At 52.9% G+C, this 25,558-nt stretch carries 30 protein-coding genes and 2 pseudogenes; 20 read left to right on the forward strand and 12 right to left on the reverse strand.

Going from position 1 to position 25,558, the window contains the following annotated elements; all coding sequences use genetic code 11:
• Positions 1-54: 54 nt before the first annotated feature.
• Positions 55-1,056: an AraC family transcriptional regulator gene (locus ACPRTJ_RS20500; protein ID WP_205885381.1), complete on the reverse strand. Its 1,002-nt coding sequence runs from the start codon at positions 1,054-1,056 to the stop codon at positions 55-57.
• Positions 1,057-1,536: 480 nt separating this feature from the next.
• On the opposite strand from ACPRTJ_RS20500, the gene ACPRTJ_RS20505 reads away from it, so the two are divergent.
• The 4 genes from ACPRTJ_RS20505 to ACPRTJ_RS20520 all read left to right on the forward strand — a co-directional run bounded on the left by ACPRTJ_RS20505 (position 1,537) and on the right by ACPRTJ_RS20520 (position 4,590).
• Positions 1,537-1,851 carry a DUF7673 family protein gene (locus tag ACPRTJ_RS20505; protein ID WP_146095020.1) on the forward strand — a complete coding sequence of 105 codons (315 nt, stop codon included), beginning with the start codon at positions 1,537-1,539 and terminating at the stop codon, positions 1,849-1,851.
• A gap of 344 nt (positions 1,852-2,195) precedes the next feature.
• Positions 2,196-3,650 (forward strand): methyl-accepting chemotaxis protein, encoded by a 1,455-nt coding sequence (locus ACPRTJ_RS20510; protein WP_371920439.1) that lies wholly within the window; start codon positions 2,196-2,198, stop codon positions 3,648-3,650.
• A gap of 515 nt (positions 3,651-4,165) precedes the next feature.
• The gene (locus ACPRTJ_RS20515; RefSeq protein ID WP_371920438.1) at positions 4,166-4,372 is read left to right on the forward strand and encodes a hypothetical protein; all 207 of its coding nucleotides are present in this window, start codon (positions 4,166-4,168) and stop codon (positions 4,370-4,372) included.
• Between the two features lie 11 nt (positions 4,373-4,383).
• Positions 4,384-4,590 (forward strand): hypothetical protein, encoded by a 207-nt coding sequence (locus ACPRTJ_RS20520; RefSeq protein ID WP_100633674.1) that lies wholly within the window; start codon positions 4,384-4,386, stop codon positions 4,588-4,590.
• A gap of 228 nt (positions 4,591-4,818) precedes the next feature.
• Here ACPRTJ_RS20520 and ACPRTJ_RS20525 read toward each other — a convergent pair whose 3' ends face one another.
• Positions 4,819-4,986 carry a hypothetical protein gene (locus tag ACPRTJ_RS20525; protein ID WP_158255591.1) on the reverse strand — a complete coding sequence of 56 codons (168 nt, stop codon included), beginning with the start codon at positions 4,984-4,986 and terminating at the stop codon, positions 4,819-4,821.
• A gap of 649 nt (positions 4,987-5,635) precedes the next feature.
• Complete coding sequence (locus tag ACPRTJ_RS20530) at positions 5,636-6,088, reverse strand: helix-turn-helix domain-containing protein (protein WP_100633676.1); 453 nt, start codon at positions 6,086-6,088, stop codon at positions 5,636-5,638.
• A gap of 232 nt (positions 6,089-6,320) precedes the next feature.
• Between ACPRTJ_RS20530 and ACPRTJ_RS20535 the strand changes: the two genes are divergently transcribed.
• A complete protein-coding gene (locus tag ACPRTJ_RS20535; protein WP_100633678.1) occupies positions 6,321-6,833 on the forward strand; it encodes a hypothetical protein in 513 nt (170 codons plus the stop codon).
• Between the two features lie 126 nt (positions 6,834-6,959).
• On the opposite strand, the gene ACPRTJ_RS20540 is transcribed toward ACPRTJ_RS20535, so the two are convergent.
• Positions 6,960-7,439 carry a helix-turn-helix domain-containing protein gene (locus tag ACPRTJ_RS20540; RefSeq protein WP_100633680.1) on the reverse strand — a complete coding sequence of 160 codons (480 nt, stop codon included), beginning with the start codon at positions 7,437-7,439 and terminating at the stop codon, positions 6,960-6,962.
• A 292-nt stretch (positions 7,440-7,731) separates the two neighbouring features.
• Here ACPRTJ_RS20540 and ACPRTJ_RS20545 point away from each other — a divergent pair, with 292 nt between their 5' ends.
• From ACPRTJ_RS20545 to ACPRTJ_RS20570, 6 genes are all read left to right on the forward strand, one after another.
• Positions 7,732-8,460 carry a metallophosphoesterase gene (locus tag ACPRTJ_RS20545; RefSeq protein ID WP_100633682.1) on the forward strand — a complete coding sequence of 243 codons (729 nt, stop codon included), beginning with the start codon at positions 7,732-7,734 and terminating at the stop codon, positions 8,458-8,460.
• Positions 8,461-8,485: 25 nt separating this feature from the next.
• Entirely contained in the window at positions 8,486-8,782 is a 297-nt protein-coding gene (locus tag ACPRTJ_RS20550; protein ID WP_100634006.1) for a hypothetical protein, read from the forward strand.
• Between the two features lie 316 nt (positions 8,783-9,098).
• The gene (locus ACPRTJ_RS20555; RefSeq protein ID WP_100633684.1) at positions 9,099-9,749 is read left to right on the forward strand and encodes an HAD family hydrolase; all 651 of its coding nucleotides are present in this window, start codon (positions 9,099-9,101) and stop codon (positions 9,747-9,749) included.
• 274 nt (positions 9,750-10,023) lie between these two features.
• Positions 10,024-11,073, forward strand: coding sequence for an AAA family ATPase (locus ACPRTJ_RS20560; protein WP_426427243.1), 1,050 nt, complete (start codon positions 10,024-10,026; stop codon positions 11,071-11,073).
• A 26-nt stretch (positions 11,074-11,099) separates the two neighbouring features.
• A complete protein-coding gene (locus ACPRTJ_RS20565) occupies positions 11,100-12,101 on the forward strand; it encodes an AAA family ATPase (RefSeq protein WP_426429143.1) in 1,002 nt (333 codons plus the stop codon).
• A 459-nt stretch (positions 12,102-12,560) separates the two neighbouring features.
• The gene (locus ACPRTJ_RS20570) at positions 12,561-12,929 is read left to right on the forward strand and encodes a hypothetical protein (protein ID WP_146095019.1); all 369 of its coding nucleotides are present in this window, start codon (positions 12,561-12,563) and stop codon (positions 12,927-12,929) included.
• 165 nt (positions 12,930-13,094) lie between these two features.
• Here ACPRTJ_RS20570 and ACPRTJ_RS20575 read toward each other — a convergent pair whose 3' ends face one another.
• The gene (locus ACPRTJ_RS20575; protein ID WP_167400214.1) at positions 13,095-13,256 is read right to left on the reverse strand and encodes a hypothetical protein; all 162 of its coding nucleotides are present in this window, start codon (positions 13,254-13,256) and stop codon (positions 13,095-13,097) included.
• A gap of 86 nt (positions 13,257-13,342) precedes the next feature.
• Here ACPRTJ_RS20575 and ACPRTJ_RS20580 point away from each other — a divergent pair, with 86 nt between their 5' ends.
• The 7 genes and pseudogenes from ACPRTJ_RS20580 (at position 13,343) to kefC (ending at position 18,650) form a co-directional block, all read left to right on the forward strand.
• Entirely contained in the window at positions 13,343-13,693 is a 351-nt protein-coding gene (locus ACPRTJ_RS20580) for a hypothetical protein (RefSeq protein ID WP_146095018.1), read from the forward strand.
• Positions 13,694-13,755: 62 nt separating this feature from the next.
• Positions 13,756-14,146: pseudogene (locus ACPRTJ_RS20585) on the forward strand (hypothetical protein); the annotation flags it as partial.
• 316 nt (positions 14,147-14,462) lie between these two features.
• A complete protein-coding gene (locus ACPRTJ_RS20590; protein WP_014860758.1) occupies positions 14,463-14,795 on the forward strand; it encodes a carboxymuconolactone decarboxylase family protein in 333 nt (110 codons plus the stop codon).
• A gap of 44 nt (positions 14,796-14,839) precedes the next feature.
• Complete coding sequence (locus tag ACPRTJ_RS20595) at positions 14,840-15,946, forward strand: alkene reductase (protein WP_100633691.1); 1,107 nt, start codon at positions 14,840-14,842, stop codon at positions 15,944-15,946.
• A gap of 30 nt (positions 15,947-15,976) precedes the next feature.
• Positions 15,977-16,195, forward strand: a complete 219-nt coding sequence (locus tag ACPRTJ_RS20600; protein ID WP_014860756.1) for a tautomerase family protein — start codon at positions 15,977-15,979, stop codon at positions 16,193-16,195.
• Between the two features lie 109 nt (positions 16,196-16,304).
• On the forward strand, positions 16,305-16,826 hold the full coding sequence (gene kefF / locus ACPRTJ_RS20605) for a glutathione-regulated potassium-efflux system oxidoreductase KefF (protein WP_100633693.1): 522 nt from the start codon (positions 16,305-16,307) through the stop codon (positions 16,824-16,826).
• Positions 16,827-18,650, forward strand: a complete 1,824-nt coding sequence (gene kefC, locus ACPRTJ_RS20610; protein WP_100633695.1) for a glutathione-regulated potassium-efflux system protein KefC — start codon at positions 16,827-16,829, stop codon at positions 18,648-18,650. It begins immediately after the preceding gene.
• A gap of 33 nt (positions 18,651-18,683) precedes the next feature.
• On the opposite strand, the gene ACPRTJ_RS20615 is transcribed toward kefC, so the two are convergent.
• From ACPRTJ_RS20615 to ACPRTJ_RS20640, 6 genes and pseudogenes are all read right to left on the reverse strand, one after another.
• Positions 18,684-19,013, reverse strand: a complete 330-nt coding sequence (locus ACPRTJ_RS20615; protein WP_100634008.1) for a thioredoxin family protein — start codon at positions 19,011-19,013, stop codon at positions 18,684-18,686.
• 63 nt (positions 19,014-19,076) lie between these two features.
• Positions 19,077-19,775, reverse strand: coding sequence for a DsbA family oxidoreductase (locus ACPRTJ_RS20620; RefSeq protein WP_100633697.1), 699 nt, complete (start codon positions 19,773-19,775; stop codon positions 19,077-19,079).
• A 3-nt stretch (positions 19,776-19,778) separates the two neighbouring features.
• Entirely contained in the window at positions 19,779-20,369 is a 591-nt protein-coding gene (locus ACPRTJ_RS20625) for a TetR/AcrR family transcriptional regulator (RefSeq protein WP_100633699.1), read from the reverse strand.
• A gap of 95 nt (positions 20,370-20,464) precedes the next feature.
• Complete coding sequence (locus tag ACPRTJ_RS20630) at positions 20,465-21,238, reverse strand: SDR family NAD(P)-dependent oxidoreductase (protein ID WP_100633701.1); 774 nt, start codon at positions 21,236-21,238, stop codon at positions 20,465-20,467.
• Between the two features lie 72 nt (positions 21,239-21,310).
• Positions 21,311-21,865 carry an OsmC family protein gene (locus tag ACPRTJ_RS20635; protein WP_100633703.1) on the reverse strand — a complete coding sequence of 185 codons (555 nt, stop codon included), beginning with the start codon at positions 21,863-21,865 and terminating at the stop codon, positions 21,311-21,313.
• Between the two features lie 393 nt (positions 21,866-22,258).
• Positions 22,259-22,707: pseudogene (locus ACPRTJ_RS20640) on the reverse strand (transposase); the annotation flags it as partial.
• 273 nt (positions 22,708-22,980) lie between these two features.
• Here ACPRTJ_RS20640 and ACPRTJ_RS20645 point away from each other — a divergent pair.
• Positions 22,981-23,298 (forward strand): transposase, encoded by a 318-nt coding sequence (locus tag ACPRTJ_RS20645; RefSeq protein ID WP_100633705.1) that lies wholly within the window; start codon positions 22,981-22,983, stop codon positions 23,296-23,298.
• A gap of 538 nt (positions 23,299-23,836) precedes the next feature.
• On the forward strand, positions 23,837-24,085 hold the full coding sequence (locus ACPRTJ_RS20650; protein WP_100633707.1) for a hypothetical protein: 249 nt from the start codon (positions 23,837-23,839) through the stop codon (positions 24,083-24,085).
• Positions 24,086-24,630: 545 nt separating this feature from the next.
• Here the strand turns inward: ACPRTJ_RS20650 and ACPRTJ_RS20655 are convergent.
• Positions 24,631-25,206, reverse strand: coding sequence for a TetR/AcrR family transcriptional regulator (locus ACPRTJ_RS20655; protein WP_100633709.1), 576 nt, complete (start codon positions 25,204-25,206; stop codon positions 24,631-24,633).
• Between the last annotated feature and the right edge of the window lie 352 nt (positions 25,207-25,558).

A 25,558-nucleotide genomic window follows, 5' to 3' on the forward strand; every position in this document is an offset into this window, starting at 1 on the left:
TGTTTTGGTCTGGACTAAATAGCCTCAAGGTGCTGTTGCATTTTAGCGTACTAATTAATTAATTTTTTGATTGGATCTGTACATGCCGGGCGAGCAGCCAAACCATCTAGTGCAAGCTTTGTGGAAGCTACTAGTTCCGCGAAAGTTCAATCTATCTGCGATTGAAGTAAGCGTAGCATCAGAGGTGCGTAAAAGTTCACACGCTATTTCACGCCGGCACTCATCAAGTAAGTCTTTGAAGCATGTCCGTTCCTCATTGAGTCGAGCTTGAAGGGTGCGAGAGCTAAAATTTAGCTCACGTGCCGCTTTATTCAAAGACATCAATCGGCTTGAATTTAGGTCTGTGAAAATCAGATTTTTGACGATAGAAGTGATCTTGCTTTGTCGCTTAGAGAGTAATTCGTTGATCTGGCTCAAATGATATATTTTGAGCTGTGGGTTAGCAGTATCTAGGGGTTTCATTAAGTCACGAGCGGAGTAGGAAATAGTATTCAACTCGCTGGAGAATGTTAAATTATTTCCGAAGATGCGTTTCAGCTTGCTTTGGTCGGCTGGGGCCTGGTAGCTAAATGTCGCGGACAGCGGAATAGGTGGCTCCCAAGGAAGCAGCCAGTGGGTTAGCCCCACCATCGTGGATAGGCAGCAATCAATGTACTGTCGAGTGACATTCATCGATTCAACTCTTAGGAATTTTAGCGTCAACCCATCTTCATTCTGAGTGTATGAAATCGGCGTGCCATCGGCTAGTAATATTGAATACTTAACTGCGACTCTAAGTGCTTCGCCCAGGTTGTCACTCGACATGATTGCGTAGAGTTGGGCATTGAGCTGCCCAGGCCTGAATAGGTCATATGCCATTAGTCCAATATCAATATCTCCTGAGACGAGTGCAATCGCTTGTACCAGGCTTGCCGCCTCAATGATATCTACCCTAGCGTCTGCTCTGACTTTTGAGTCCACACTTGAGTATAGGTGTTGAAGCGGTACCGGAGGCTCAGGCACGTATTCGGCCAAGCGTAAAATCACTTGGGCGCAAGAGGGCGCTAGTGTGGGCATGATAGAACTCAATGGGTTAGGTAGCCAATGAGCATGCCAAATATGAGAAAGCATGCCAAGTCTCTAGCGTTCAAAAAGCGGCTATGGCGCCAATACTTTTTAGTGCAGAAAGGCCTTCAAGATGGCTACAGTTTTCTTTCTTCGATTTGCGCCTGTGGACGTGAAAATTTGCGTCTCAGGAAGCAACATAAAACAAAAAAGTATGTTGAAATATCGGCAAAATTTTTAGTGGTATTTAAGCCTTCTCCTTGGTAGTCTTTTTAGGTTATCGTGTTCTTCTAGATATAAGTATCAATCATGGAGGTCTAGGCGATTTTTTAATTGGGTTCTGTTGACCTGGGAAAGGCTGGCGTCGCCTAATGAGCTGTACCATTCCTCTGCTCATCCGTACGACTTAACCGCGTTCCCCGATGAGGTTGAGAGGAGGCGTACGCTTGATGTGGTGATTTCTATCATACCGAGACGGTCAGCCTGAGAATTATGAGTTACGAGAAATCTTTAGCACACTTCCGATATGACGAGTTGGACGAGCTTGTATCCTTATCTATCCGCGATCTAATTGCTGCAGCCATTGCGGGTGACTGTGCAGCCGAGCCCGTCGCGGCATTTCTCATGGCGTGGCATGACCCAGAAAGCTATGGCGGCTTCAATTTGTCGGATCTCTGGGTGATGAATGAAAAGTCGCGGCAAGCAGCAGTGGTTTTATTTGTGTGGCTTAGCAAAAATCACGTAACGCCTCGTGAACTAGGTCTCCAAATTGTATTTAATGCTATAGCTGCTCGTTGGGCTTACTAAAGAAATTTAGGCTGTGGGGTCGAAGCTGTCAACGAATTTATTATTAATTTCGAGGGTGCCAAAATTTAACTAAAGTGCACGGTTTAAGCTAGATCTACTTCTCGCCTTAGGTCATCGTTTTTTTTTTGCGAGTTCTATAGCTATGGCCGTTATTTAAAACCTGGAGGGCGTTCCATGATGTTGAGGCGACTTAATATAGCGCCCCGGGCGTTCTCGGGATTTTCGTTTATTGCTGGGCTAGTTATTTTACTTGAATTATTTGCTCAGGGGCGCATGTCTGTGATCCGTGACGCAACGGTAAATATGGAAACTAACCTTCTGCCTAGTGTAGGTTTTCTTGGGGGATGACTGAAAATACATTGCGGTTACGTATTACCATTTTTCGCATCTTGGTCAATCGTGAGCCTGCTGCGCTCCAGGAAACTGAACGTCGCGTAAAAGAGTTAATTGAGCTCCTCCAAAAGTCAAAAGACAGCTATGCAATCCTGCCGTCGGGTGCCAATGAGCGAGCGCTCTACACTCAATTCGACATTACCTTAAAGACATATTTGTCAGAGCAAGCTCGGGCGCTAGAGTTGTCACAGCAAGGACAGACTGAAGCTGTCCGCCAACTTGTAAATGGTCAGATGAAGGATTTGGCCGACTTGATGGGTGTTCAGCTCAGTAAGTTAATAGCTATAAATAAAGTCAACGCGAGTGATGCCTCGGATTTGGCAGGTGAACAATACAGCAACGCAAAATTGGCTATTATCATCGTTTCGGTGGCTGCCACTCTGCTGACAGTGCTACTCGCTTGGTTGCTAACGCGAAGCATAGTAACCCCATTAAGCGAAGCTGTGAGTGCCGCGCAGGACATTGCCGAAGGTAAGTTGACTGGACATATCGAGGTTGGAGGTAGTGATGAGCCTGCGCGGTTGCTAGGAGCATTGTCCATCATGCAGCAGAATCTGCGTACAACGATCGCGATGATTTCTGGATCGGCCACGCAACTTGCCTCTTCAGCGGAGGAGTTAAGCGCCGTTACCGAGGAGTCTTCGCGGGGGCTGATGCAACAAAATAATGAACTTGAGCAGGCTGCAACAGCGGTCAACCAAATGACGGCTGCGGTCGAAGAAGTAGCCCGCAATGCGGTGTCTACCTCTCAAGCATCCCAGGCGTCTAACGACACTGCGCGCCAGGGGCGCGATAAGGTGGTAGAAACGGTGAAGGCCATTCAGGCTATGACTCAAGATGTACAAACTACCTCTTCTCAGGTCGAAGGTCTTGCTGAGCAAGGACGCGAGATTGGTAAAGTCCTGGATGTTATTCGTACTATTGCCGAGCAGACCAATTTGCTGGCATTGAATGCAGCCATTGAGGCCGCGCGTGCAGGAGAGGCGGGCCGAGGGTTTGCAGTCGTGGCTGATGAGGTTCGCGCCTTGGCCCACAGGACGGCTCAATCTACCCAAGAAATAGAGCAGATGGTAGCGGGCATCCAAACTGGTACTGGCGATGCTGTTCAGTCGATGTCTCTTAATACCAATCGCACGCAAAGCACGCTGGAACTCGCACGCTCAGCAGGCGATGCATTGGAACAAATCGCTGCCTCCATTTCTCAGATCAATGAACGCAACTTGGTAATCGCTAGTGCATCCGAAGAACAGGCGCAGGTTTCTCGCGAGGTAGACCGGAACCTTGTGAATATTCGCGACCTGGCGACTCAATCCGCCGCTGGAGCTAATCAGACCAGTGCCGCTAGCCATGAGTTGTCTAGGCTAGCCGTGGAACTCAATGGCATGGTCGCCCGTTTCGTTATCTAAATGACTCAGGGCACTCTTCGTGCTCGTAACGGTGACGATAGTGCTTTTGACTAACCTGTTCGAATCTTTGGAAATCAAGGCTTGCAGCGACGTCGGGGTCTTGAAGTGGCTTGAGTGGCGTTTGCCCTTCCTTCCGTAAATTCTTCTGCGCGACCGAACCGCTGTTCTCATGACCGTTTGTCTCAACGTAGGGGCGCGAGGGGTGCAAGCGTCCTGTCAATTTGCCCTCCGAACTCTAGCGTTAACGGCAATGGTGTCTGCATATTTTCATGCGGACGCTGTCACCGTTATCGCTATAATTGCCGATACCCGCAGTCACTAACTGAACTGCATGTCTGAGAGGAGCCGTTTCCTATCTCAGTTGATTTGTGCTTTCAGGTCTTCAGTGTCGCCTCAGCGGTTAATGAGTGAAGTCAACGTTTGGGTGCCACTCCTCCTAGTGGCAACAGGCATCCGATCCTTGATCACCTCCGCTCGCAAATAGGCCAAACAATCAGTGTAGAGAGGAGCGCACTGTGCGAACCTTAGAAGGCATGGCCAAGGCTGGCGAGCCGCTGCTGCGCGAAGCCCTTGAAGCGATGCGGGCGCATCAAAAAGCTCAGGATCAAGAGGCATCTCTGGAAGAGGTAGAGCGCCGTCGATTGCGAGCGGAGTCCCTTTATCACGAGGTAGTGGATTTCCAGTTGCTGGCAACCTGTAGTCTGCCTGACCTGATTCACTAATCGGAGCATTTATGCCAAAACTGTCCGATCTCCTGCCGCCCGACCATCCAGCCTACTCTGAGGCAGTTGAGGCGATGCGCCGTTACCATCAAGCTCAGGGCACTGGCGCGCCCGCAATCGAAGTGGAAAGGCTACGCTTGATTGCCGAGGCTCTGTTCCAGTCTGTAACAGACTATCAAATGAGGGCATTCGGCAGTGGCGGCGGGACTACTCACTGATGGGCGTCTGGATAGTCGGCTCCATGCTTTGCAGAGACCGATAGAAGAATGCAAAAAACGGCCACTCAGCTTCTCTGAAGAGCAAGAAATAGAGTACGTAAAATTATAAGTAGGTAGCCTGCAAGTAATTTACAAAAGTAACGATAACTCAACCGTCCGGCTGCTCGTCGGTCTCTTGCAGGCTTTAATGACAAAAGCTACCGTTACAGTAGCTCTGTCTGTAACAAGCTATTTCTTTGAAGATTTGCTCGGCTTCAAGTCAGGGTTGTTACCTTGCGTGTCTTTATTGTCACGGCGACGTTTATCTACTTCGCCGGTTGACTTGGCAATCGGCTTTGGGCCTGGTTTAAGCGCCATAAAATCTTCCTTGTGTTGATGTGGATGTTGGTGGTGCATGAAGATCTTATTGCTGTTGATGGGCGCTTTCAAGAGGGATGCGAAACTTTATTCGCGGTATGTGGAAAGGTAACTAGCTTTGTTACTAGCTGTCGGTGGCTTTCCGGCAGGCAAGTTGTTGATATGCCTCAAATAGTGTGTCCCTACGGCTCCCATCTAACTTTCGTTCAGCATCGTTTGATCACGATGCACACAACCCTCCAGCTCCCATGTTCGCTAGTGGCTTAAAACAGCTTGGTCAAGAAATCTGGTTCTGGCGGTCTCAACTGTCCTCCGTTATATATGGCAGCATCGGCAGAAGGTGGTCAGCTCTAGGCGGTTTGCTGTTGAGCTAAGAAGTCTGCGTTCTCCAGCTTGGAGGTGGCGATCGCCGATCAGCCTAGCCGCTTGCTTGGCCATCACAAGCAACCGTAGCAAAATTGGAAGCTTTCGCTGCGCGCTGTTCCGGTGCTCCGACCAGCAGCCTCTCCGAAACACGCTTGGCAAGGCGAAGCGAGCCTATGGCAGCGGCGCACTCCAGCGCTGCGTCGTCGAAGTCCTCGCCCCTGCGTGCGAACACCTTCACCAGTCGTCGAGGATGAATTTCAGCTAGCTTTTACAGGTGCGGGGAGGCTCAGTGACTTGGCTTTGAAGACCCGGATTAACAAACTTAGTGCCAATGCCGTTGGACTGTCGTCCTAGGTAGCTCCAGTTCTTTGGCCACCTCGACCTGCTTTAGCCCCTGCCTCTTGAGCTCCTGGACTTTGGCGCGAACAGCGGCTGCTCGAAGACTAGTCGGATGGGTTCCATCCAGGGCATCCGCTGAAGCAGGAGGCACCTGGTCAATCAATCCGAGCGATTCCAGATCTTTGATGGCCTGCAGAAGCACGGCCCTTGGAGTGGCCCCCGAATCACAAGCCATGGCAACAGCGAGTAATGCTGAGGGTGAGAGATCCAGAGCCTGGGCCAGGTCACCAGCCACCTTGACCGTTGGATAGGTTTTGCCGCTTTCGAGCTGGCTGACGTGCGATCCTGTAACTGTGCCGCTTAAATCCTTCTGATTCAGCCCTTTGGTCATTCGAATCAGCCGCAGCGCTGCGGCGAAACCTTCCTGAATCGACATGGCGGCACCCCAAAAACAGACGGTATGCCGCGTTTGCCTGAATCCATACAAATCTATATATTGAAACGTATGGGCTTTTCGCCATCATTATCCGAGGTGAGTTGCGCACAGGCCAGTTGAAGCCTTACCCACCGGTGGCGCATGAGCCTGGTGGTGGCTTTCATACAGTCGCCTTCAGGCACCAAGGCTGATCGAAAAATTGTCGACGGAACAGGCATTAAGGAACGCTAGGATGTCGGAGCTGAAGAAAGTAACAGCTACTGTAAAAAATTATGAATTTCATTCGTCTCAAGACTGTGCGCGCCTCTACAAAAAGGTTCGCTTGTTGGATGAGTCAGGCAAAATTTTCTACTATAAAAACCTAATTATTCCTAAATACCTTGAGAGCAGAGGTGCGCTTGCATCTGATGTGCCAAGGACGTGGTATGTTAAAAATATTCATAAGTCCGCCGTTGTGCTGGTCGCGTTTGAAACCAAAAACGGCACGGTCGAATATGACTTGGACGAAGTTCGTCAGTTGTCACGATCCGGTTTTTGGGCTGGCGTTCTGATTGGCGTTGCTTCGATCCCTGCGGGTATAGTCATTGCTACTGCAACCTTCGGGGCGGGACTTTTGCTGATCCCCTTTGGCCTCTATCAGGCTTACAAGCAGATTTTCAAGATCCCTGCAATTTTGAGTCGCAAGCGTCTTCTGCAAGATTTTTCGCAGCTTGGTATTAATGTGGGGGAGGGTTGGTCGAGATAAATGTCTTTGGGGCGGTGGGTGTTTACATGCAGCCAGGGCTACGAAACACGCGCTCGCTATCCTCTGACTTTATTTCCTCAGGTCTTTCTGATCGCCGGGAATTCTCAGATCTGCTTAGTGCCTGGCCTACAGGCCGACCTCTCGCTTCCATAATTCATGCACGGTCTGCTTGGAGATACCCAATTTCTGAGCAGTTGCTGACTGAGTAAGCCCCTCAGCCTTGCAACGCAAAACGCTGTTCAAGCGATCCTGATCCACGGGCCGACCTGGGCGTCGAGAAGCTACCGCCCCTTGGCTGAACTGGTGCTGCAGCGCTTGTACTCCACCAGCTTTTTCGAATTCGTCCAGTTCACCTTGGGCGGTTTTCAGAAGTGTTTGCGCCGACTCCTCGCCGGTGACGGAGAGCGTGAGGGCGATGAAGGTGAGCGGGCTCATGCCCAAGGCAGTGCTGATCGCCTGAAGTTTTTCAAGTGAGATACTGGACTTGGCTTGCTCAAGCTGGGTCAAGTACTGGCGGCTGGTGGCATCGTTGACGCTTTCAATCGTCAGGCGCTGCCCGCTTCGCAGCGTTCGAAGCACTGCAGCAACGCCGAGCTTAAGCGTCATGGGGCATCCTCAAAAATCGAGGATAAGGCCATGTTGCTCAGTCTGGTTCCACCATATATAGTTGTCATTATCGGACTTTGTTTTCGCGTGATCGTCTCCTTGAAGGGAGGTTCGCCCTGTATCAGTTGCTCCCTCCAGGCCTGTGAATACCGGGGAGAGTAGGGCTCCTAGTCAGGCTTCACGGAACTTCAATATAGCGATAAACCGTCAAATGGAAGGCCATGCAGAACCGCCCTCAGCAGGCTCTGCGGTCGGCCAGGCATGCCACCCCGGCTCAGGCAAGGGTTCCTGAATGAAGATTTTGATTTACTCGGATTTGCACAACGAATTCGACTGCTTCAGCCCTCCGAGCGTCGATGCAGATCTTGTCATTTTGGCAGGGGATATTGATCTCTTGAACCGAGGTGTGAAGTGGGCCAATGAGTCGTTCAGCAGTGATGTGATTTATTGCAGCGGCAACCACGAATTTTACAAAGGCCATCTCACCCGTACTCGCGAAAAAATGGAAGCCGTAGCCGCCTCGCATGTCCACGTCCTGGATAACCAGGTCTGGACGTCGAACAACGTTCGATTTCTAGTCGCGACGTGTTGGACAGATTTCAGTGGCACCGGGGATGTGATGGCAGCCTCCAGTGCGTGTTTGGGGGGAATGAACGATTTTCGGATGATCCGTACGGGCAGTGAGTACCGACGTATCCGGCCTGCAGATCTCATCGAATTAAATCGCGCGTCGTACGAGTTTCTCCGCGAAAAGCTCGCGACTCCCTACGCCGGCCAGACCGTCGTCGTAACCCATCACTGTCCTATCCCAGAGGCCTCTGGGTCAGAGCATTCTGGGCATTTGAGCGCTGCCTATTTCAATCGATGGCACCAGCTAGTTGACCAGGCAGACGTCTGGATTTTTGGGCATACCCACCATTCGATCGATCGACCATTCGGGCGGTGCCGGCTGATCTCGAATCCACGTGGATACCCCCAAGAAGAAACCGGTTTTAACCCGTTTAAAATTTTGGAGATTTGAAGTGTCGACAGTAGCAAGGTGCTCGGTGAGCGACGAGCACCCCATTCCTCTGAAAGTCTTAGCAGCGAAGCGTATCAAGTGGGGCGTGATCATCGATGCCTACCTTACTAATGTCGCCAAGGTAGGTGCGCGTTACTCGGCTATTGCTTTCGCGGATCGCTCGGGCCTCATCGGTGATGGCGAGACCGTCGCCACTCCCCCGGCTATGGCTGTCGCTGAGCAGCAGGGCTTCGTGTTGCTCCAGAGCCTTTGTGGGCGTGATCATTACGTCGTCGTGAGTTGGCTCGAAGCCGATGAGGCTAGCACTCATCCCTGCCCCTGAAATGATCCGGATCATCGACCAGAGGAGGGGGTGCCCGGGGCCAGTGTGCTCTTGGATGAGGCAATCGCTTTCGCGCGGAGTCGGGCTCGTATGACAGCCAGTGGACTGTCGATTCCTAGTTCTGGATTGTGTAAACCGGTTTTTTGATGTGTAAACCTACTTAGTTTACAGGTCAAAAAAATGGTTTACAGTCCAATTCTGGCGGGCTAAGTCCTGAGGAAAACGGGTGGCGGAACAGGCTCGGGCTCAGTTTCGTCTTACTACTACTTGATCTGAACAATGGCTTTTGAATAAGGCTGGACAGGAAGAAGGGCACATGATTTCAGCAGTCGTTTTCGATGCATACGGTACCGTTGTTCGCATCGGTCAACGCACCAACCCTTACGGCGCTTTGCTTAAAGAAGGCCGCCGACAGGGTTTGGCGCTAACATCCGACAGCACCCATTTCGTGATGACAGCGAACCTCAGTTTTGACCAGGTAGCTGATCATCTGGGGATCGAGCTTTCTTCTTCGGAGCGAGCGGAGATGAACGATGCGTTGGGCGAGGAACTGGCATCAATCGAGCCATACCCTGATGCCCTTGAGGTGATTGACCGACTGCAGGAAGCGGGGCTGCTCATTGGCATCTGTTCGAACCTAGCCCAGCCCTACGGCCCTGTTATCAGGAAAGCCTTCCCGCACGTGCAATGTCACGCTTTCAGTTACGAGCTTGGGGTCATGAAGCCTGACCCCAGAATCTACCTGCACATTTGCCGAGAGATGGGGGTGGACGCCCGCCATGCGGAGATTCAAAGAGCCCGAGAGAAAGCCCGAGTGGTGATGATTGGCGATTCCAGAAAATGCGACAGGGATGGCCCTAGAGCTGTGGGAATCGTGGGGCATCACTTGGATCGGTCAGGCCAGGGGCATATCAGCGACCTTGTGCAATTCGCCAACCTGGTCACCGACCACAATCGCGCCGGTTGAGCAGTAACCACTGAATGATCAGAGCCAACCAGAGGTCAGCCCAGAACGCTCTCTGATCATCACCCACGCAGCCGGCCCAGCTCTCTAGCTGAGCCACCCTGATCAGCCCTGTGAATGGACGCTGAGCCAGATCGGCACGAGCCTGCTGCCCCTGACACTTCCCCGATTCACACTAGCGACACGAATAGTTGTTTTCTAGCGCGTGCTGGCCCTATGAAATCGCACGGTTTCTGCCTATCTTTGAGCTGGATCTGCCTCTGCCAGGGACTGTGCCATGCTCGAAAAAATCCTTCTCCGCAATGTTTCCAGCTACTCGCCTGACGCTGCCGTGTCCATTGCTCCACTCAAGCGCGTGAGCCTGTTCTATGGCCAGAACGGTACAGGCAAAACCACCATTGGCAACTATCTCCAAGCCCCAGGCGAGGCCTGTTATAGCGTCTGCGGGGTGGAGCCGATCAAGGTCGGTCGCGAGGTGCTGGTCTACAACCATCATTTCATGGAGAAGAACTTCCAGGAAGCGACTTCTCAGCCAGGGGTATTCACGCTCAATGAGGGAAACATTGAGGCCAAAGAGGCACTGGCGACGGCAGAGGCATCCATTGCTGAGCTTACGATCGCCCATGACGCTGAAATGGAGAAGGGAGTTAACAGCAAGAAGGTTAATGACGCCGCGTACGAGGTACTGTTGGAGAATGTGTGGAAGCCCAAGCGCGAGTTTGATGGTACTGCACTGGCCTATTGCTTCAAGTTGCTCAACACAAAGGAGCGATTGCTAGAGCACGTACGCAGTGTACCGCTGGAGGCCTCCTCCGAAACTGCCCAAGTGCTGTTGGCTGAGGCCGCTGCGCTAAAGGAGTTCAGCGATCAGGAACTGCCAGGTATCCCGCAGCTCGCGTTTCAAGCGCAAAGCCTTGAGGGGGATCCGATTCTGCAAGAGGTCATCACCGGGTCAGGTAACTCCTACCTTTCTGCGTTTATTCAGCAGCTGGGAAACTCGGACTGGGTCAAGCATGCCCTGCGTTACGAGACAGAAGCACACGACAAATGCCCGCTTTGCCAGCAAAACCTGCCACCGGATTTTTACGCTGAGGTTCGTAAAGTCTTCGACAAGACCTACGAGGAACGCCTGGATGTGCTGCGACAACTCGAAGGCCGGTACCGGAGCGGAGTCGAGCAGTTTCTACGTCGGTGCGAGGCTCCGGAGTATCAGCATCAAGCAATCAAGCTGCATGTCTCCAAGCTGCAAGCTGTGCTCCAAAATAACCTCCAAGCCTTGGCCGGGAAAATCGCCAGTCCTTCGCTAGCGAGGTCAACGGGAAGATAAAAAACCGTAAGCAGCATGAAGAGAGCATTAAGCAACGCTTCTGGAAATGGTACAGAGGTGCGTGCAACGCCTTTTTCGTGACATTCGACAAAGTTGAAAAGGCCCAAGGCCGCGTACGCCAAGCGGCCAAGGATGAAGTGCAGGCCCTCAGAAATCGTATTCAAGAGCAGCAGGGCATCGTCAGCACGTCCAGAGCGTCCATCACAAACATCGACCAAGCGGTCGAGAACATCAAATACTGGTTGCGGATGCTCGGACTGAAGGGTTTTACGCTGATCAGGGAGGAGGGGGCAGTACCCCAATACCGGCTAGAGCGTCCAGGTCAGACTGAGGGGGTGTTCAAGACCCTGAGTGAGGGCGAGAAAACACTGATCTCATTCCTCTACTTCCTTGAAGTCTGCAATGGCGAAATGGGTGCTGGAGGTGGGAGGCTCAAGAGTGACCGGATCATCGTCATCGACGATCCGATTTCGAGCCTTTCCCATAACTACGTGTACGACATAGCTTCCTTGATCAGGCGCCAGGTGTTGATGCCGAAGGAGCGCTTCAAGCAGGTGATTATACTCACGCACAACCTCTTCTTCTTCCATGAAATGGTGAAGCTGTTGAAAGAGGATGGGGAGAAGGCGTTTGCGCTGTTCCGTATTACCAAGTCTGAATACAGCTCGGTAGTGGCGATGGAGGAGAGGGAAATTCAGAATGACTACCAGGCGTGCTGGCAGACGATCAAGGACGCCTTGCAAGGCAGGACGTCCCCCAACGTGATGCCGAACATGATGCGTAACATTTTGGAGTACTACTTCAGCTTCGTGCACCAGGCACCCACGCTGCGCCAGGCGCTAATGAAGCTCAGCGAGGACAAGCCGGAATTCACGGCCTTTTTTCGTTACATCAACCGCGAGTCCCATACTGATGCGGTCAACATCACAGACTTTGGAGAGATCGATCCTGCCACCTTCATCGATCGTTTCAAGGACGTGTTCGTCGAAACGAATTTCGAAGCTCATTTCGACAAGATGATGGCATGAGGTTGCCTGGAGGCGATGGTTTTTCGAAGCCGGTATGGGGAAAGGTGGGAAGGCCACCAAAGTAAATGCGAGTCTTCTCAGGCTGGCCCTCCACTGATAGCATTACGCCTGCAGCTACCACCAAAGGACTCTCCTTCCTGCCTGGCACTCATCTGCTCGCTTTGCACGTGGCGTGTAAAGGCTATCAGCGGCCCGCTGAGATCAGATGGAGAATACGCCATGACCGATCATGGAAAAGTTGTCTTGGTTCGCCAGTACAACCGTTTCCGGCTGGGGCAATGGGAGATCGTGTGCACGCACATGCGCTCCCTTCCGCGCCGTTAATTGAACGTACCGAGGTGGTAGCTGCACCCCCTCCCTCAGGCCCTTCCTTATTGCCAGACCTGGCCGCCGATCGCGTAACCAGATGACGTACCAGCCTCCTAACTTGGCGCCCGTCAGGCCTTTGATGCGTTGCTGATGAACCCCAAATTGGGGAAAGCTACTACCATCGTAACAATCGTCAAAATGTCACATTCCAAGGACAGCGTTGGACAACCTTGTTCAATTGCGACATCTCTTATCAATTTGCGACGTTTTCGCCACCCCCCCCCTCTTGAAATTTTTAAAGCGAGACGGAGTTCTATATTTGAGAGCAAAAAGATTTTCTACCGTGTCGGCGCCACCGATGATGCTTGGATAAGACACGGTGTGATGGCCGATCTTTTCGCTTTTGATCTGAGCGCTTTTCAGGCCTCAATTGCCTTGCCGATAGGCGAGGCGAGGGCCGGTAGGGGAGATCGTCTTTTTGGCCGTAAGGCCGCTGCTTTTGCTTTTGACTTCAAATAACAAGCTGAACCCAATTTTTTGAGTGGAGTAGCTCCGTCTCAAAATGCACCCATGTCAGACAACCTACGGCGACGCTGGAGTTGCGCCGCCTTATTTTCCCTAGTGCATACGGGTGTCCTTGCCTCTGGTTATCAGCATATTGATCTGCATAATGATGTCCTCGGATTACCGAGTAGCATTTGCCTCCACCAAGGCCTGCTCCAACGCCTCCAGCGCATCCTGCAGGCGTTGATTCTCACGAGGATCACTGCTTGTTGGTCTGTAGGCCTGGCAGTGGCGCAAGAGGGCTTCCAGGTCGTTCTGATTCAGGTCAAATTCGATGTGCATGCTCAGGCTCAATTCCAGGGCTGTTAAATGTCGTGCCGTGTTCTAGTGGGCACGGTGTAGTTGTGCTGTAGCAGCGAGGTTTGTGCTTGGACAGTGATGTGGAAAAGCTGGTGTGGGAAAGGGCGTGGCAGGTCTACGCGGATTCGCTTAGCTTGATTCTGAGTGAGGCACTGGTCGGCTACAAGCGCACCGCTGGCTTCGACGATTTGACCCGGCTCTACGAGGACACACTCGGCGGCGAGACACTGATGAGTTTGAGACACGCCTTGAAGCTTCGCTGGCCTGATAGCGATGTGGGGCATGCAGAACCTTATGTTCAGCTCCGATCCCGTCTTCGGTCATACCTCGCGCAGTATTTACTGCGTAAGCTCGTCTTTGAGCATGAGGGCACGCCTGCTCTGAGAGATGCCTTTTTTGCGGGAGATCTTGGTGTATGAATAACGGCGTCGATCAGAATCAATCTGATGCTGACCGGGCCCCGTTTTGAATGAACTACGTCCAGCCACTGTTGGACGAGGTCAGCATTCCATCGAGCCAACCTAGCCGCCCGCGTAAGCGCCGTAAATGGTTGCTTACCTACAAGGGCTACAACGTCGAAGCGCTACGCCGCTAATGCGACCAATAGCGAATGCAGCCCGCCATCTCCCTGCGCTCGAAGAAATGCAAGCCCAAGCCTAGATTACCCAGAGTGTTCGATCAGCCCAAGTATCGACAGCGCAACATCACCAAGCGCATGTTTGGCTGGCTGAAGAGAACCTCCGGGCTTCGATAAGCTTGCCAGAGGCTATGCCGCCATAGTCTCACTGGCTTGTTCCATGCGGTACAGAGCCTATTGCCGGCGCACCCTCGCAGGGCTCAGCCCAGAGCCTATTCAGTGCCTTCAACCCTGATAAGGCCAGGCTTGACTCTGACCGAGCCTCAACCACATTTCGCGAATATGGATCGCTCCACTTGAGCCTTTGCACTGCCTACGCTCATTCGAATCTTCTTTTTGAAGATGGCTACCTATAGGTAGGTGCGCAGTCATGGCCAGGCGCCTTCGACCAAAATATCATTGGCCACGTATCGATACTGTCACCTCGATCCTGCGTAATGACGTGAATTTAGCATGAGGCGTTGCAAGCCTACCAACTAGATGGTAGCGTATGCTCATAGTCGAAACCAACCCGTGAACCTGCCGGGCGTTAACGCCCACGTGAGAGCCTCATGCAAGATTGGAAGCAAACCCGCAAAGACATCAACACTCGCCTCGTTGAGCTCAATGGCCTGTCCCCTGAAACCATGAAAGGCATGGCTGCGCTAGGCGCCGCTGGCGGCAAGACGAACCATCTGGACGCCAAAACCCGCGAGCTGATTTCTTTGGCTGTAGCTGTGACCACTCGCTGCGACGGATGCATCGCTTTCCACGCAGCTGAGGCCAAGAAGCTCGGCGTTACCAGTGAAGAAGTAGCTGAAGCCCTGGGTGTAGCCATCAACATGAACGCCGGTGCTGCGCTGGTCTACAGCACCCACGTGCTCGACGCGTTTGATAAGTCCTGAATCAGACGCTGACTTTCAACCTTCCAACGACGTCGAGATTAATCATGAATAAGCTGTTCACTCCGTACGACCTGTCCGGTATTGCGCTCAAAAACCGCGTCGTCATGGCCCCCATGACTCGCACCCGAACCTTGAACAACATTCCAAATGAATCCAACGCGCTGTACTACGCGCAACGTGCTTCTGCCGGCTTGCTGATCACCGAAGGCCTGCCTATCTCCGACGAGGCTCGGGGGTATCTGTACACCCCCGGCATTTACGAAGATGAGCACCTGCCAGGCTGGCGCAATGTCACTGACGCTGTGCATGCCAAAGGCGGGAAGATTTTTGCGCAGCTCTGGCACGTAGGGCGTATGTCCCATGTCTCGGTGCATGGTTTGGTACCGGTCTCCTCGGGCAAAGTGCCTGCCGTAGACACCACGGTGTATGCCTGGATCGAACCGGGCAAATCTGGGCCTGTTCAACCAAGCGAACCTCGCGCCCTGGAAACTGAAGAAGTGAAACGGGTCATTGCGGATTTCGTTAAATCCGCGCGGATGGCGATGGACGCAGGTTTTGACGGTATCGAAATCATGGCAGCCAACGGCTTCCTGTTCGATCAATTCCTGAGCAGCGCCCTGAACACTCGCACTGATCAGTACGGTGGCTCTATTGCCAACCGTCAGCGCTTCCTGCTGGAAACAATTGACGCGATTGCTGCTGAAATTGGTGGTTCGAAGATTGGCGTTCGCTTCTCGCCGTTTGGTCGCCTGTACGACTTCGGGGTGTACGAAGGCGAAGAAGAAACCTGGATGAGCATGGCGGCTGCCCTCAACGAACGAGAGCTGGCATTTGTTCACCTGAACTACCAACCGACCATCTTGGCCGCGCAAACGCCCCCAGGCTTCGGTGCTGCGTTCCGCGACGCTTACAAAGGCACCTTGATGGCTGCTGGCGGCTTCACCAAAGAGATCGCAGAGTCTGAGCTGGCCAAAGGCGAACTCGATCTGATCGCTTTCGGCACCGCCTACATCGCCAACCCGGATCTGGTCGAGCGCATGCAGAACGATTGGCCGCTGGCCGAGGGTGATCGCGCTACCTACTACGGCGTAAGCGATTCGATTGATAAGGGTTACACGGACTACCCTGAATACACAGCAGCAAAAGCCTGAAATTCCATCCCAAACATTTAGGAGAACACCATGCCACTCGTAACTATTAAAGGTATTGAAGGGGTTTTTTCTGACGAGCAAAAAGCCGAGGTCATTCGCAAAGTGACTGACGCCATGGTGTCGGTGGAAGGCGAAAACATGCGTGCCTTGACCTGGGTCATTTTCGAAGAGGTTAAGAGCGGTGACTGGGGCATCGCTGGCAATCCAGTCACTGCACAGGACGTGCTGAAGCTGCAAGCAGGCCAATAAGGCTTCATCGCCAAACCATTAGCTCCCTGATCGCTGAGTGTATTTACGCTCAACGATCAGGGGGCTTTTTCCGTTCTTGAAGAACGCCAGGTTTGTGGGGAATCACGTCATGATTCTGATCATTTACGCCCATCCTTACCCTGAGAAATCCAACGTAAACACGTTGATGCTCAGGTTCGCAGCTAACAAATCCGATGTTGTAGTCCGTTCCCTGTACGACCTATACCCCGATTTCAACATCAACGTTGAAGCTGAACAGAAGGCCGTGGAGCAAGCAGACCTGCTGGTTCTGCAGCATCCTTTGTATTGGTATAGCTACCCCCCACTTTTGAAGCTGTGGATCGATAAGGTCTTCACGCAGGGCTGGGCCTACGGGGCGGGTGCTACTGCTTTGAAAAATAAAAATCTCCTGTGGGCCGTGACCACGGGCGGAGAGCATGATCATTTTGAAGGCGGTGACCATCCGGGTTTCGCGGTGCTGTCCCAGCCTCTTCAAGCAACCGCGAATTACTGTGGAATGCGTTGGTTAAGCCCAGTCGCAGTTCATGGTGCATATAGAGCAGACCAAGACGGACTGCTCAAGCAGATCCGCCATTACGGCGAGCGCCTGGCCTCGTGGAAGGAAGATTGAATGGACACTCATAGCCTGATTGAAATGCTCATTTACTTGGGCTCAGCTGCCTTGATAGTCCCAATTGCCGTTCGGTTAGGTTTAGGCCCGGTTCTGGGGTATCTGATAGCCGGCTGCTTAATCGGCCCGTGGGGCTTGAAGCTTGTGACCGACGTCGAGTCCATACTGCACTTCGCTGAAATTGGCGTGGTGTTGATGCTGTTCATCATTGGTCTCGAACTCGACCCCAGGCGTCTTTGGGCTATGCGCCGGATGGTGTTCGGTGGTGGTGCGATGCAGATGCTGGCATGTGGTGCAGCCATCGCAATATTTTGCGCTGCACTAGGCTTGAACTGGACAGCTGCGCTGCTGGTAGGGCTAACGCTGAGCCTCTCGTCGACAGCTATCGCGATGCAGGCCATGAATGAGCGGAACATGACCTCGACCGCCGTGGGTCGAAGCAGCTTTGCCGTGTTGCTTTTCCAAGACATCGCGGCGATTCCCCTGGTGGCTATGATTCCACTGCTGGCCGCAAACGGTGGCACGCCCTCGGGTGCGGAACTGGCCCTGTCTATCGCGAAAATCGTAGGTGCAGTTGTCGCAGTTGTTCTTTTGGGTCAGTACGTATCCAGACCCGTCCTTCGCTTTGTAGCGCGCTCTGGCCTGAGAGAGATCTTTAGTGCTGTCGCGCTGTTCCTGGTATTCGGATTCGGCCTCTTATTGGAAAAGGCAGGCTTATCGATGGCCATGGGTGCTTTCTTAGCGGGCGTTCTGTTGGCTAGCTCGGAATATCGTCATGCCCTAGAGAGCGATATCGAGCCTTTCAAGGGATTATTGCTGGGTCTGTTCTTCATCGGCGTAGGCATGTCGATTGACTTCGGAACGCTGATCGACGCCCCTTTGAAAGTCATCACTCTGACGTTGGGCTTTATCCTGATCAAGCTGCTCGTGATAAAGCTTCTGGGGCGTTTCTTGAGTGTCCCAAGTGATCAGCGCTCGTGGCAGGCGGTGTTCCTCGGCCAAGGCAGTGAGTTTGCCTTTGTGGTATTTGGCGCAGCGACTGTCGCCGGCATCCTGATCGACCCTTGGGGTAAAAGCCTGACGTTGGCGGTGGCGCTGTCCATGTGTATAACGCCTCTGCTGATCCTCTTGCTCAATCACTTGGACTCGTCGGGCAAACAGGGTAGCAAGGAATCGGACATCATTGATCAGAGCAATCCTCGGGTCATCATTGCTGGCTTCGGTCGGTTCGGTCAAATCGCTGGGCGTCTACTGATGTCCTGTGGCTTTGAGGTAGTGGTCTTGGATCATGATCCCGACCACATCGAGACACTGCGAAAATTCGGAGTGAAGGTGTTTTATGGGGATGCCACACGTCTCGATTTACTTCACGCTGCGGGTGCCGCGAAAGCCGTGGTGCTGATCAACGCCATCGACAACCAGGACGATAACCTGGCACTGACCGAGCTGGCTCAAGAGCATTTTCCATCCCTGAAACTGGTGGTGCGTGCTCGTGATATGGGGCATAGCATTACCCTGCGCCAGATGGGCATAGAGGCCGTCGAGCGGGAAACTTTTGAAAGCGCGTTATCCCTTGGGCGTAGAGCCTTGGAGCAACTGGGTGTAGGGCGCTACGAGGCTCGTGAGCGTGCGGATCGGTTCCGTCGCCTGAATTTGGAAATGCTGGAAGAAATGGCCGCTCAGCCCGCTGATGACACCGAATTCAAGTACGACGCTTACAAACGAGCCAACGCTTTACTGACGGAAATATTCAACGAAGATCGTGCTCATCCAATTGACGCAGGCCCAGGAAAAAATGAGTCTTCAGCACCGAGAGGTGAATAGCCGGCCAGACTGCGAGTTATGGAGAACGCTCCGTTAGCTAGCGTCTTCCAGCTCAGTGATAATTGCTTTCTTCAAGGCTGAAACTGACTTAGACCCAGCGAAGACTTTCAATAAGCGGCCTTCGTGAAACACCGCCAAGGACGGCACAGAGCGGATGCCATACATCGGCGCAATTGTCGGAGACACCGCAATATCAATCTTTCCAAAGACCGCTAGAGAATGGAGTTTTCCCTCCAGTTCCAAGAAGATCGGCTTCATCTCTTTACAAGGTTTGCACCAGGAGGCTGAGAACATTACGACACTGCTCCCTTTGGCTACGAAGCGAGCAAATTGGGGAGCGCTCAACTCAACGATACGACTCATCTGGATTTCTCGTTCTGTATTGAGGAAAGGCGGCACCTTGAGAATGCCGCCATCCATTGCCAGTCAAATTTTGCAGCCATCGATCCCGCAGACTTGGCCCATTGATGAGCTATCCAGGGATTTCGCCTCAGCTGCCATCTGATTCAACGCCTGAAGAAAGGATGCGTCTGTCTGTGCGCCTGATACCGAGAACGCATTATTGAAGACGAAGAGCGGTACGCCGGAACCCAATTGGGCGGCAAACTGTTCATCCGCCTTCATCTCAGCGCGCAACTCTGCAGATGACCAAGCCAGCTGGATGGACTCGTCCGACACACCTGCGCCTTTAGCAATCGCCGCCAAGCTGGCGCGATCAAAAAGGGACTTACCGTGGCTTGTACTCTGCTCGTACAGCGCTTCCACAAGACGCTTCTTTACCTCCGAGTCTTCAACAGCTTTTACCAGCACATGAGCATCCGCAGTATCGCCAAACATCATGGTGTCAAAGCGGTAATCAAGCCCGTCGACCTCGCCATATTTACTGACGGTACTCATCATCGATAAAGCGGAGTTTGCGTTACCAAGCTTACGCTTCAAGGCAGGAATCATCGGCTCCGGAGCATGGTTGGCAGCCAGCCGATAGGCCCGAACGTTGACCTGTACGTCGTCCTTCTCTGGGAAGCATTCAAGTGCTTTCTCAAAGCGGCGCTTGGCAATCCAGCACCAAGGACACACATAATCAGACCAGATATCGACAACGTATTTTTTCGAAGGAGTTTTCATAATCTATCCTGCACGAAGAAATGAAGACCGAATTGCCGCCATTTCAAGCAAATGGTTAAAACCAGCCAAAGGGTCGGTTGATCGACCGAGTGTCCAATCAATGAGGCTTGCTCCCTCCAACATACTCAACAGCATGAAGGCGAAGTTTTCAGCCGTTGTTCCCAGCGACCAGTTGTGCTGGCGGACTGCGTCATTCAGGGTGCTTTGGAGCCAGGCGAGCTGAGAGTTGAAGAAGTCCCGCGTGAGCCCTTGGAGCGACAACGGCAACGCAGCCATTTCCGCAGCCAAGGCGCCGCATAAAGGCAGCAGCCCATCATTCGCGCTGATCACGAAAAGTCGAGAAAAGGCCTGCAGACGCTGCAGTGGCTCGGGATACATGGCTTCGATTGAGGCCAGCGTTTCATTGAACCGGGAGATGTAATCGTTGATCAGCTCTGCGCCCAAGCACTCCTTCGTAGGAAAATGATGGTGAATGCTGGCTTTTCTGATACCGATCTTCGCAGCGAGATCAGCGTAACTGAATGCTGAGTAACCCTTTGAACGCATCTGGGTTTCCGCGTAACTCATGAGCGCAGCTTTTGTCGTGATAGGCATTTGGAACTCCTACAGCCAGCACCTTTTTCCACCGGAGGCAGTGCACTGGGAAAGCGCCTCACTGAGAGGCGCTATATGCAGCGCTTGCTACGGTATTAGGCCCGTACTGCCATCACCCCTGCATCAACGTCCCAGATAGCACCTGTCACCCAGGAAGTTTTATCCGAGAGCAGGAAGAGGATGGTGTTGGCGACGTCCTCGGGAACACCGACACGCCCCAGCGGGTGGAAATCGTTGAGCGACTTCATCGCATCCGGAATCGCGTCCTTGTCCATGAAACCTTCATAGATCGAGGTGTGAACGATGCCAGGAGACACGGCATTAACTCGGATACCGGAGTGCGCCAGCTCAATTGCCAGGTTTCGGGTGACTGCGTGCAGACCCGCCTTAGCCATCGAATAAGCAGTCGCTGGAGAGCCTGCCAGTGCAGCTTGGGCGCCAATCGAACCGACGTTGACAATGGAACCTTCGCGCTTGGCGGCGAGCATATTCTTGACCACGGCCTGCGTGATAAAGAACGTGGCGCGGTTCAAATCCAGATACATGTCGTAATCAGCCTCATCGTGCTCGATGAAAGGCTTCGGAATGAATATGCCTGCGGAGTTCACCATGAAGCCAATGTCACTGTGATTGGCATTGATTTCGTTGCGTACGAAATTCATCCCTTCTTCGGTCATGAGGTTGGCAACGATCACCGATACGTTCCCCAACGAACTCAGCTCAGCGCGAACAGCGTCGGCTTTATCCTGTTTACTGCCGGTGAGAACCACGCTGCCACCAGCCTTCAAAAACAGGCGTGCTGTTTCCAGGCCCATGCCGCTTGTGCCGCCCACGACCAACAGTTTTTTGCCTTTAAAAAAATCGTTCATTACAGACTCCAGTACCAGATAACCGAAAGGTCGCTGGCCGCCAGGTGCCGTACACACCTGCGGCCATGACAGTTAGCCTTCGATGACTTCGAGCTTAGGGAGCATGCGGATGGCTTTAGAGAAGTTTGCGTAGTTGACCGAAGTCTTAAGCACCACCTTGTGCAGCTCTTCCACGCGCTCACGGGAGGCGTCGGTGTGCAGGCGGATTACGACGCTTACCTCGTCGTAGCCTGGGTTAACGCTTTCATCGATACCCAGGAAGCCACGCAGGTCGAGAGTGCCGTCGGTCTCAATTTCCAGGCTGTGGATCTTGATGCCCATCATCGCGGCATTGGCGGCATAGCCGACCGACATGCAGGCGTTGAGAGCAGCCATCAGCAGTTCCTGAGGGTTAGGCGCAGTGTTTTCGCCCAGCAGTTCATTGGGTTCATCGGCGGCGATTTCGAAATCACGCGAGTAGGTTTCACCGGCCAGGCTATAACGGCTGACTTTGGCTACAGAGCGGGTCTGGCCTTTCCACGCGGTCTTAACGTTGAAACTGGCGTGGCGCTTGCTCGCATCCTCAGCAACGGCTTGGGCAAATTGTTGCAGGGCAGCTACGTCAATACCGTTCAGATTGGTAGTCATTTGATAGATCCTCGGTGCACGCATTTACGGGGGTAGGTTGTTCGCTGAGAAACAACTCTACCAACTGGTAGGTTGGCGCGCAAGAAATTCTTTTCCCGTGAAGTGTGCGCACGCATGCGGCGACGTTTCGATCCGAAGAGGCTCGTATCTTAAGCTTGGTGAAATACCTGCTATTTCAGCAGGTTAGGCGACTGAAATGCCAGGCTCTCGGAGGTTTTAGATTTACACAGAGGGGAAGAGGCCAGCTCCGTTAAGAACTGGCAGCGGACAGTGCGGAGCTCCACTGCGAAGAGGTGGTAGCGGCTCAGAGTGAAATACTCCAAGACGTTGTTTTTAATATAATTAATGAAAACATAAACCAGACAAGAGGGGTTTTAGGCTGGCAGCAGTTGTCTTCGGCTGATGCACCTTAGGGGCACGTTTTTCATGCATGTTTTTGGTCGAACAGGGAGGGTGGCGATGATGGCATCGACCATCGACCACTTGCGCAATGAGAGACCTTTGTCGAGAAGAAGTCGTCGATGATCTCCAGAATGCCCCTCGCAAGCAGATGCTCTTCCAGCAGATGCCGGTAACTCACCATCGTGGTGCCCTCAGGGGTCGGGGCGCTGAGTGTCAGCTGTGCAGACTGGCGCATCGAGGTGATCTCTTACAGCGCTTCTTCCATGGCTGGATCGCTAGTGAGACCAGTATTGCAGAGGTGGATGCGCAGCATGGTTTCCAGTGGATAGGGCTTCCTACCGCTGTCAGCTTTTGGATTATGCGGTTCGCAATGCAACCAGTGCATGCCACGGCACGACCTGTTTCATCTCAGCCAGGAAACGCTTGTGGCGTGTTTGCAGAGCACGGCGAGACTGATCAAGTTGTTTGCGCTCTCAAATCTGTGGCTGGTGCGCCTACATTAGTTGGGGGACGTGCGTCCGTGAAGAATGTAACCAGGGCGTTGCCCTGGTTTCTCAATAATCAGCGCATGAAGAACAAGCTTTTCTGAGCCCCAAAACGCCTAATTAATGGTAAGGGGCCGGCGAACACACCTTCCCGATGCAAACGCCGGAGGCCATGGTATCCACCTAATTTAAGTGGGCGCCATTTCTGACCCATCAGGCGGACTCTTCATGCGCCTTCAGCGCCGTACCTACAGCAAATCCTTCAAAGCCCAGGTCATTCAAGAGTGTTCAGAGCCCGGCGCCTCCATCGCCAACATCGGATTGGGCCCCAGCCTCAACGCCAACCTCGTGCATAAATGGATACGCCTGCACACGCAGAAATCCACCGCGTTGCAGCCAGCGTTCATCCCTCTGCATACCCAGATGCTCCCGACCAGATCACAAGGCCAACCCGCCTACATTTGCCTTGAAATCCAATATCCGCGCACGCTCATCAAAATGAGTTGGCCCGTCGACAGTGCCGCCGCCTGCGCAGCCTTAGCTTGAAGGCCAAGCGGGACGAGGCTGGCCTGCATCATTTTCGCCCTATCTCCCGAGCGTCTCCGCCACCAGGTGCAGGCCAATTCAGCATGCGTGAGCGCTTCAGATCCTCACGACGAATCACGTAATGGCCAGCGTCAAAAAAAAGTTCGAAATTTTTGGGGCGCGCTGCAAGCCAAGCGGTATGCAGCTTGGGCTGTACGCCCAACAGGATATGCACACATTATCCACAGGGCATATGTGTCTTCAACGCTTGATAACTAAGCGGAAATCGCTCATCTTGTGGTTGCTGCGACAAAGACACCCTAGATATGGTGTTTGCAGTGCCGTGTCCCTAGACGGGAGGCGAGTTCAGCGAGCGGTCACGTTAGGTCGCCAAACGTTCCGTGATCCACTCGCTCTCAAAGCCATACGGTTGGACAACCTGACTTGAGTGAACGCATTACATCGAATTGCGCACTGCCGCGTCAAATGAAAGGTGACGCGTGGTTCGATGCGCTAGCGCTCGGTCGGGGCACTTAATCTCTGATCAAAAGGTAAGACTATGAGCTTTAATGCGAAACAAACCAGCAGTTCGATCGCCAGCCTGGCCTCGGCTGTACTGCTTGACTCTAAATCCTCCGCTTTGGCCAAGGAGCTAGCTGGCTCGGCGCTTTCTCAGGCCTCATCTACCAAGCAAACCAGTGCTCGGATGGAGGAGCTAGCCAGCAAAATTCTGGGTGAGTTGGGCCACAGCCAGACGGTGTTGAGCCTGGCCGGCTCCGTGCTTTCGCAGGCGAACAAAGAGCGCTGAGTTCGGTGCTGGTAACCACGCCCCGCCCAGGCGGGGCGTTTCTATTTCTGTTGCGGAGCCCGACGGTTCATCTCCTACCTGTGACACCCCGCCATGAGGTAGTTTTTGCGAGGTGGAGCTTGGCTCCGGCTGCCCGTTGAGGCGAGTACCGTAGCGGGATTTCTTGATTGTGGGCCAGCAATGGATAACCCCCGTCTGCTTTAGATTGAGCTTCGAGTTGTTCCTGTGCATTGATGGCCTATTGCCCTGGCGATGCCTTTTCGGTCTTTGAGCGTTAGAGCGAGTGGAATGGAAAGCATAATCGTCAGTGACGTCTGGGGCGCGCCTCGGGTTGCTATGGCGAGGGCGTCGCGAACGCCCTCAGCGAATTGCTGGACGGATACAGGCGTATGCTAGGGAAAGATGACCCTGTTCGAGTCACGTAAGAGGTCGAAGAACGCACCTTCAAAACCCCAGTATTGAGGGCGATGGTGTCCACTCGATTAGGTGGACACCATGGCTTGCAGCGGGTGGGGCGGGAAGATGTGTTGGCCGGACGGTTACTATCAATGTTTAGTTTCAGAATTCAAAAGCCCAGCCAGAATCAAATCAAACCCAGAAGACTTCTGGTAATCATCGTTCATGGCCCAAGACACAAAGCTGGCACCCTCCAGGGCATTCAATATAAATCTTGAAACCTTCGTAACGTCTAGGTCGGCCTTAAGCTCACCCAGAACCTGGCCATGCTTGATGTTATCTTGAAGCCAAGTGAGATGGATTTCGAAAAAATCCTTTGTTATCGCCTTGAGGCTTTCAGGTAAGGCCAGCAGCTCTGCAGCCAACGCCCCGCAGAGTGGAAGCATTCCATTTTCACTACTGTGCGCGAACATAAGAGCAAAGGCGTTCAACCGGTCAACAACGCCAATATTTTCATCATTGATGGCATTCAACTGCTTCTTGAAACGAAACAGATAGCTTTCGACGATGGCAATTGCCATGCCTTCCTTGGTCGGGAAATGATGATGAATACTCGCCTTCTTGATGCCAATTTCCTCTGCCAAGTCGGCATAGCTGAAGGCTGCGTAGCCCTTCGTGCGCAACAGAATTTCAGCGCTGGTCAAAAGGTCTGAACGTGTACTCATGATGCGGCATCCAAATTTGTCATCCAGACATCATAAATTAGTCACCCCTCATAAGACAGCGCTCGCCATGCGCGCACTGGGCTTCCTAACCCTTAGCGCCCATCTCGAATAGGCTCCATGCGGGATTGGCGAGCCTAGGAGCCTGCTTAGGACTACCGATCCACCAGGCGGCGGCTGATCTGAGGCCATTTCGAAATGAGCCAGAAACGCTAAGACGCAAACTGGTTCGGGATCAACGAATTTTGTTGGGATTGGTTGCGAATGCGCAGATCAAAATCCATACGTGAGCAATGAGGCTTCCCAGCCAGGCTATCTATTTTTTGGAGGGCAGGGCGGGAAAAAGCTTACCAAG

Origin of the sequence: Pseudomonas palmensis (assembly GCF_049942755.1) — a bacterium.
Lineage (GTDB): Bacteria > Pseudomonadota > Gammaproteobacteria > Pseudomonadales > Pseudomonadaceae > Aquipseudomonas > Aquipseudomonas palmensis.

Bases quoted from the DNA above. Each gene is read 5' to 3' on its own strand.
- ACPRTJ_RS20500 (WP_205885381.1), bottom strand. From the start codon at position 1,056: ATGCCCACACTAGCGCCCTCTTGCGCCCAAGTGATTTTACGCTTGGCC.
- ACPRTJ_RS20505 (WP_146095020.1), top strand. From the start codon at position 1,537: ATGAGTTACGAGAAATCTTTAGCACACTTCCGATATGACGAGTTGGAC.
- ACPRTJ_RS20510 (WP_371920439.1), top strand. From the start codon at position 2,196: ATGACTGAAAATACATTGCGGTTACGTATTACCATTTTTCGCATCTTG.
- ACPRTJ_RS20520 (WP_100633674.1), top strand. From the start codon at position 4,384: ATGCCAAAACTGTCCGATCTCCTGCCGCCCGACCATCCAGCCTACTCT.
- ACPRTJ_RS20525 (WP_158255591.1), bottom strand. From the start codon at position 4,986: ATGCACCACCAACATCCACATCAACACAAGGAAGATTTTATGGCGCTT.
- ACPRTJ_RS20530 (WP_100633676.1), bottom strand. From the start codon at position 6,088: ATGTCGATTCAGGAAGGTTTCGCCGCAGCGCTGCGGCTGATTCGAATG.
- ACPRTJ_RS20535 (WP_100633678.1), top strand. From the start codon at position 6,321: ATGTCGGAGCTGAAGAAAGTAACAGCTACTGTAAAAAATTATGAATTT.
- ACPRTJ_RS20540 (WP_100633680.1), bottom strand. From the start codon at position 7,439: ATGACGCTTAAGCTCGGCGTTGCTGCAGTGCTTCGAACGCTGCGAAGC.
- ACPRTJ_RS20545 (WP_100633682.1), top strand. From the start codon at position 7,732: ATGAAGATTTTGATTTACTCGGATTTGCACAACGAATTCGACTGCTTC.
- ACPRTJ_RS20555 (WP_100633684.1), top strand. From the start codon at position 9,099: ATGATTTCAGCAGTCGTTTTCGATGCATACGGTACCGTTGTTCGCATC.
- ACPRTJ_RS20560 (WP_426427243.1), top strand. From the start codon at position 10,024: ATGCTCGAAAAAATCCTTCTCCGCAATGTTTCCAGCTACTCGCCTGAC.
- ACPRTJ_RS20570 (WP_146095019.1), top strand. From the start codon at position 12,561: ATGAACCCCAAATTGGGGAAAGCTACTACCATCGTAACAATCGTCAAA.
- ACPRTJ_RS20575 (WP_167400214.1), bottom strand. From the start codon at position 13,256: ATGCACATCGAATTTGACCTGAATCAGAACGACCTGGAAGCCCTCTTG.
- ACPRTJ_RS20590 (WP_014860758.1), top strand. From the start codon at position 14,463: ATGCAAGATTGGAAGCAAACCCGCAAAGACATCAACACTCGCCTCGTT.
- ACPRTJ_RS20595 (WP_100633691.1), top strand. From the start codon at position 14,840: ATGAATAAGCTGTTCACTCCGTACGACCTGTCCGGTATTGCGCTCAAA.
- ACPRTJ_RS20600 (WP_014860756.1), top strand. From the start codon at position 15,977: ATGCCACTCGTAACTATTAAAGGTATTGAAGGGGTTTTTTCTGACGAG.
- kefF (WP_100633693.1), top strand. From the start codon at position 16,305: ATGATTCTGATCATTTACGCCCATCCTTACCCTGAGAAATCCAACGTA.
- kefC (WP_100633695.1), top strand. From the start codon at position 16,827: ATGGACACTCATAGCCTGATTGAAATGCTCATTTACTTGGGCTCAGCT.
- ACPRTJ_RS20615 (WP_100634008.1), bottom strand. From the start codon at position 19,013: ATGAGTCGTATCGTTGAGTTGAGCGCTCCCCAATTTGCTCGCTTCGTA.
- ACPRTJ_RS20620 (WP_100633697.1), bottom strand. From the start codon at position 19,775: ATGAAAACTCCTTCGAAAAAATACGTTGTCGATATCTGGTCTGATTAT.
- ACPRTJ_RS20625 (WP_100633699.1), bottom strand. From the start codon at position 20,369: ATGCCTATCACGACAAAAGCTGCGCTCATGAGTTACGCGGAAACCCAG.
- ACPRTJ_RS20630 (WP_100633701.1), bottom strand. From the start codon at position 21,238: ATGAACGATTTTTTTAAAGGCAAAAAACTGTTGGTCGTGGGCGGCACA.
- ACPRTJ_RS20635 (WP_100633703.1), bottom strand. From the start codon at position 21,865: ATGACTACCAATCTGAACGGTATTGACGTAGCTGCCCTGCAACAATTT.
- ACPRTJ_RS20645 (WP_100633705.1), top strand. From the start codon at position 22,981: ATGCGCCTTCAGCGCCGTACCTACAGCAAATCCTTCAAAGCCCAGGTC.
- ACPRTJ_RS20650 (WP_100633707.1), top strand. From the start codon at position 23,837: ATGAGCTTTAATGCGAAACAAACCAGCAGTTCGATCGCCAGCCTGGCC.
- ACPRTJ_RS20655 (WP_100633709.1), bottom strand. From the start codon at position 25,206: ATGAGTACACGTTCAGACCTTTTGACCAGCGCTGAAATTCTGTTGCGC.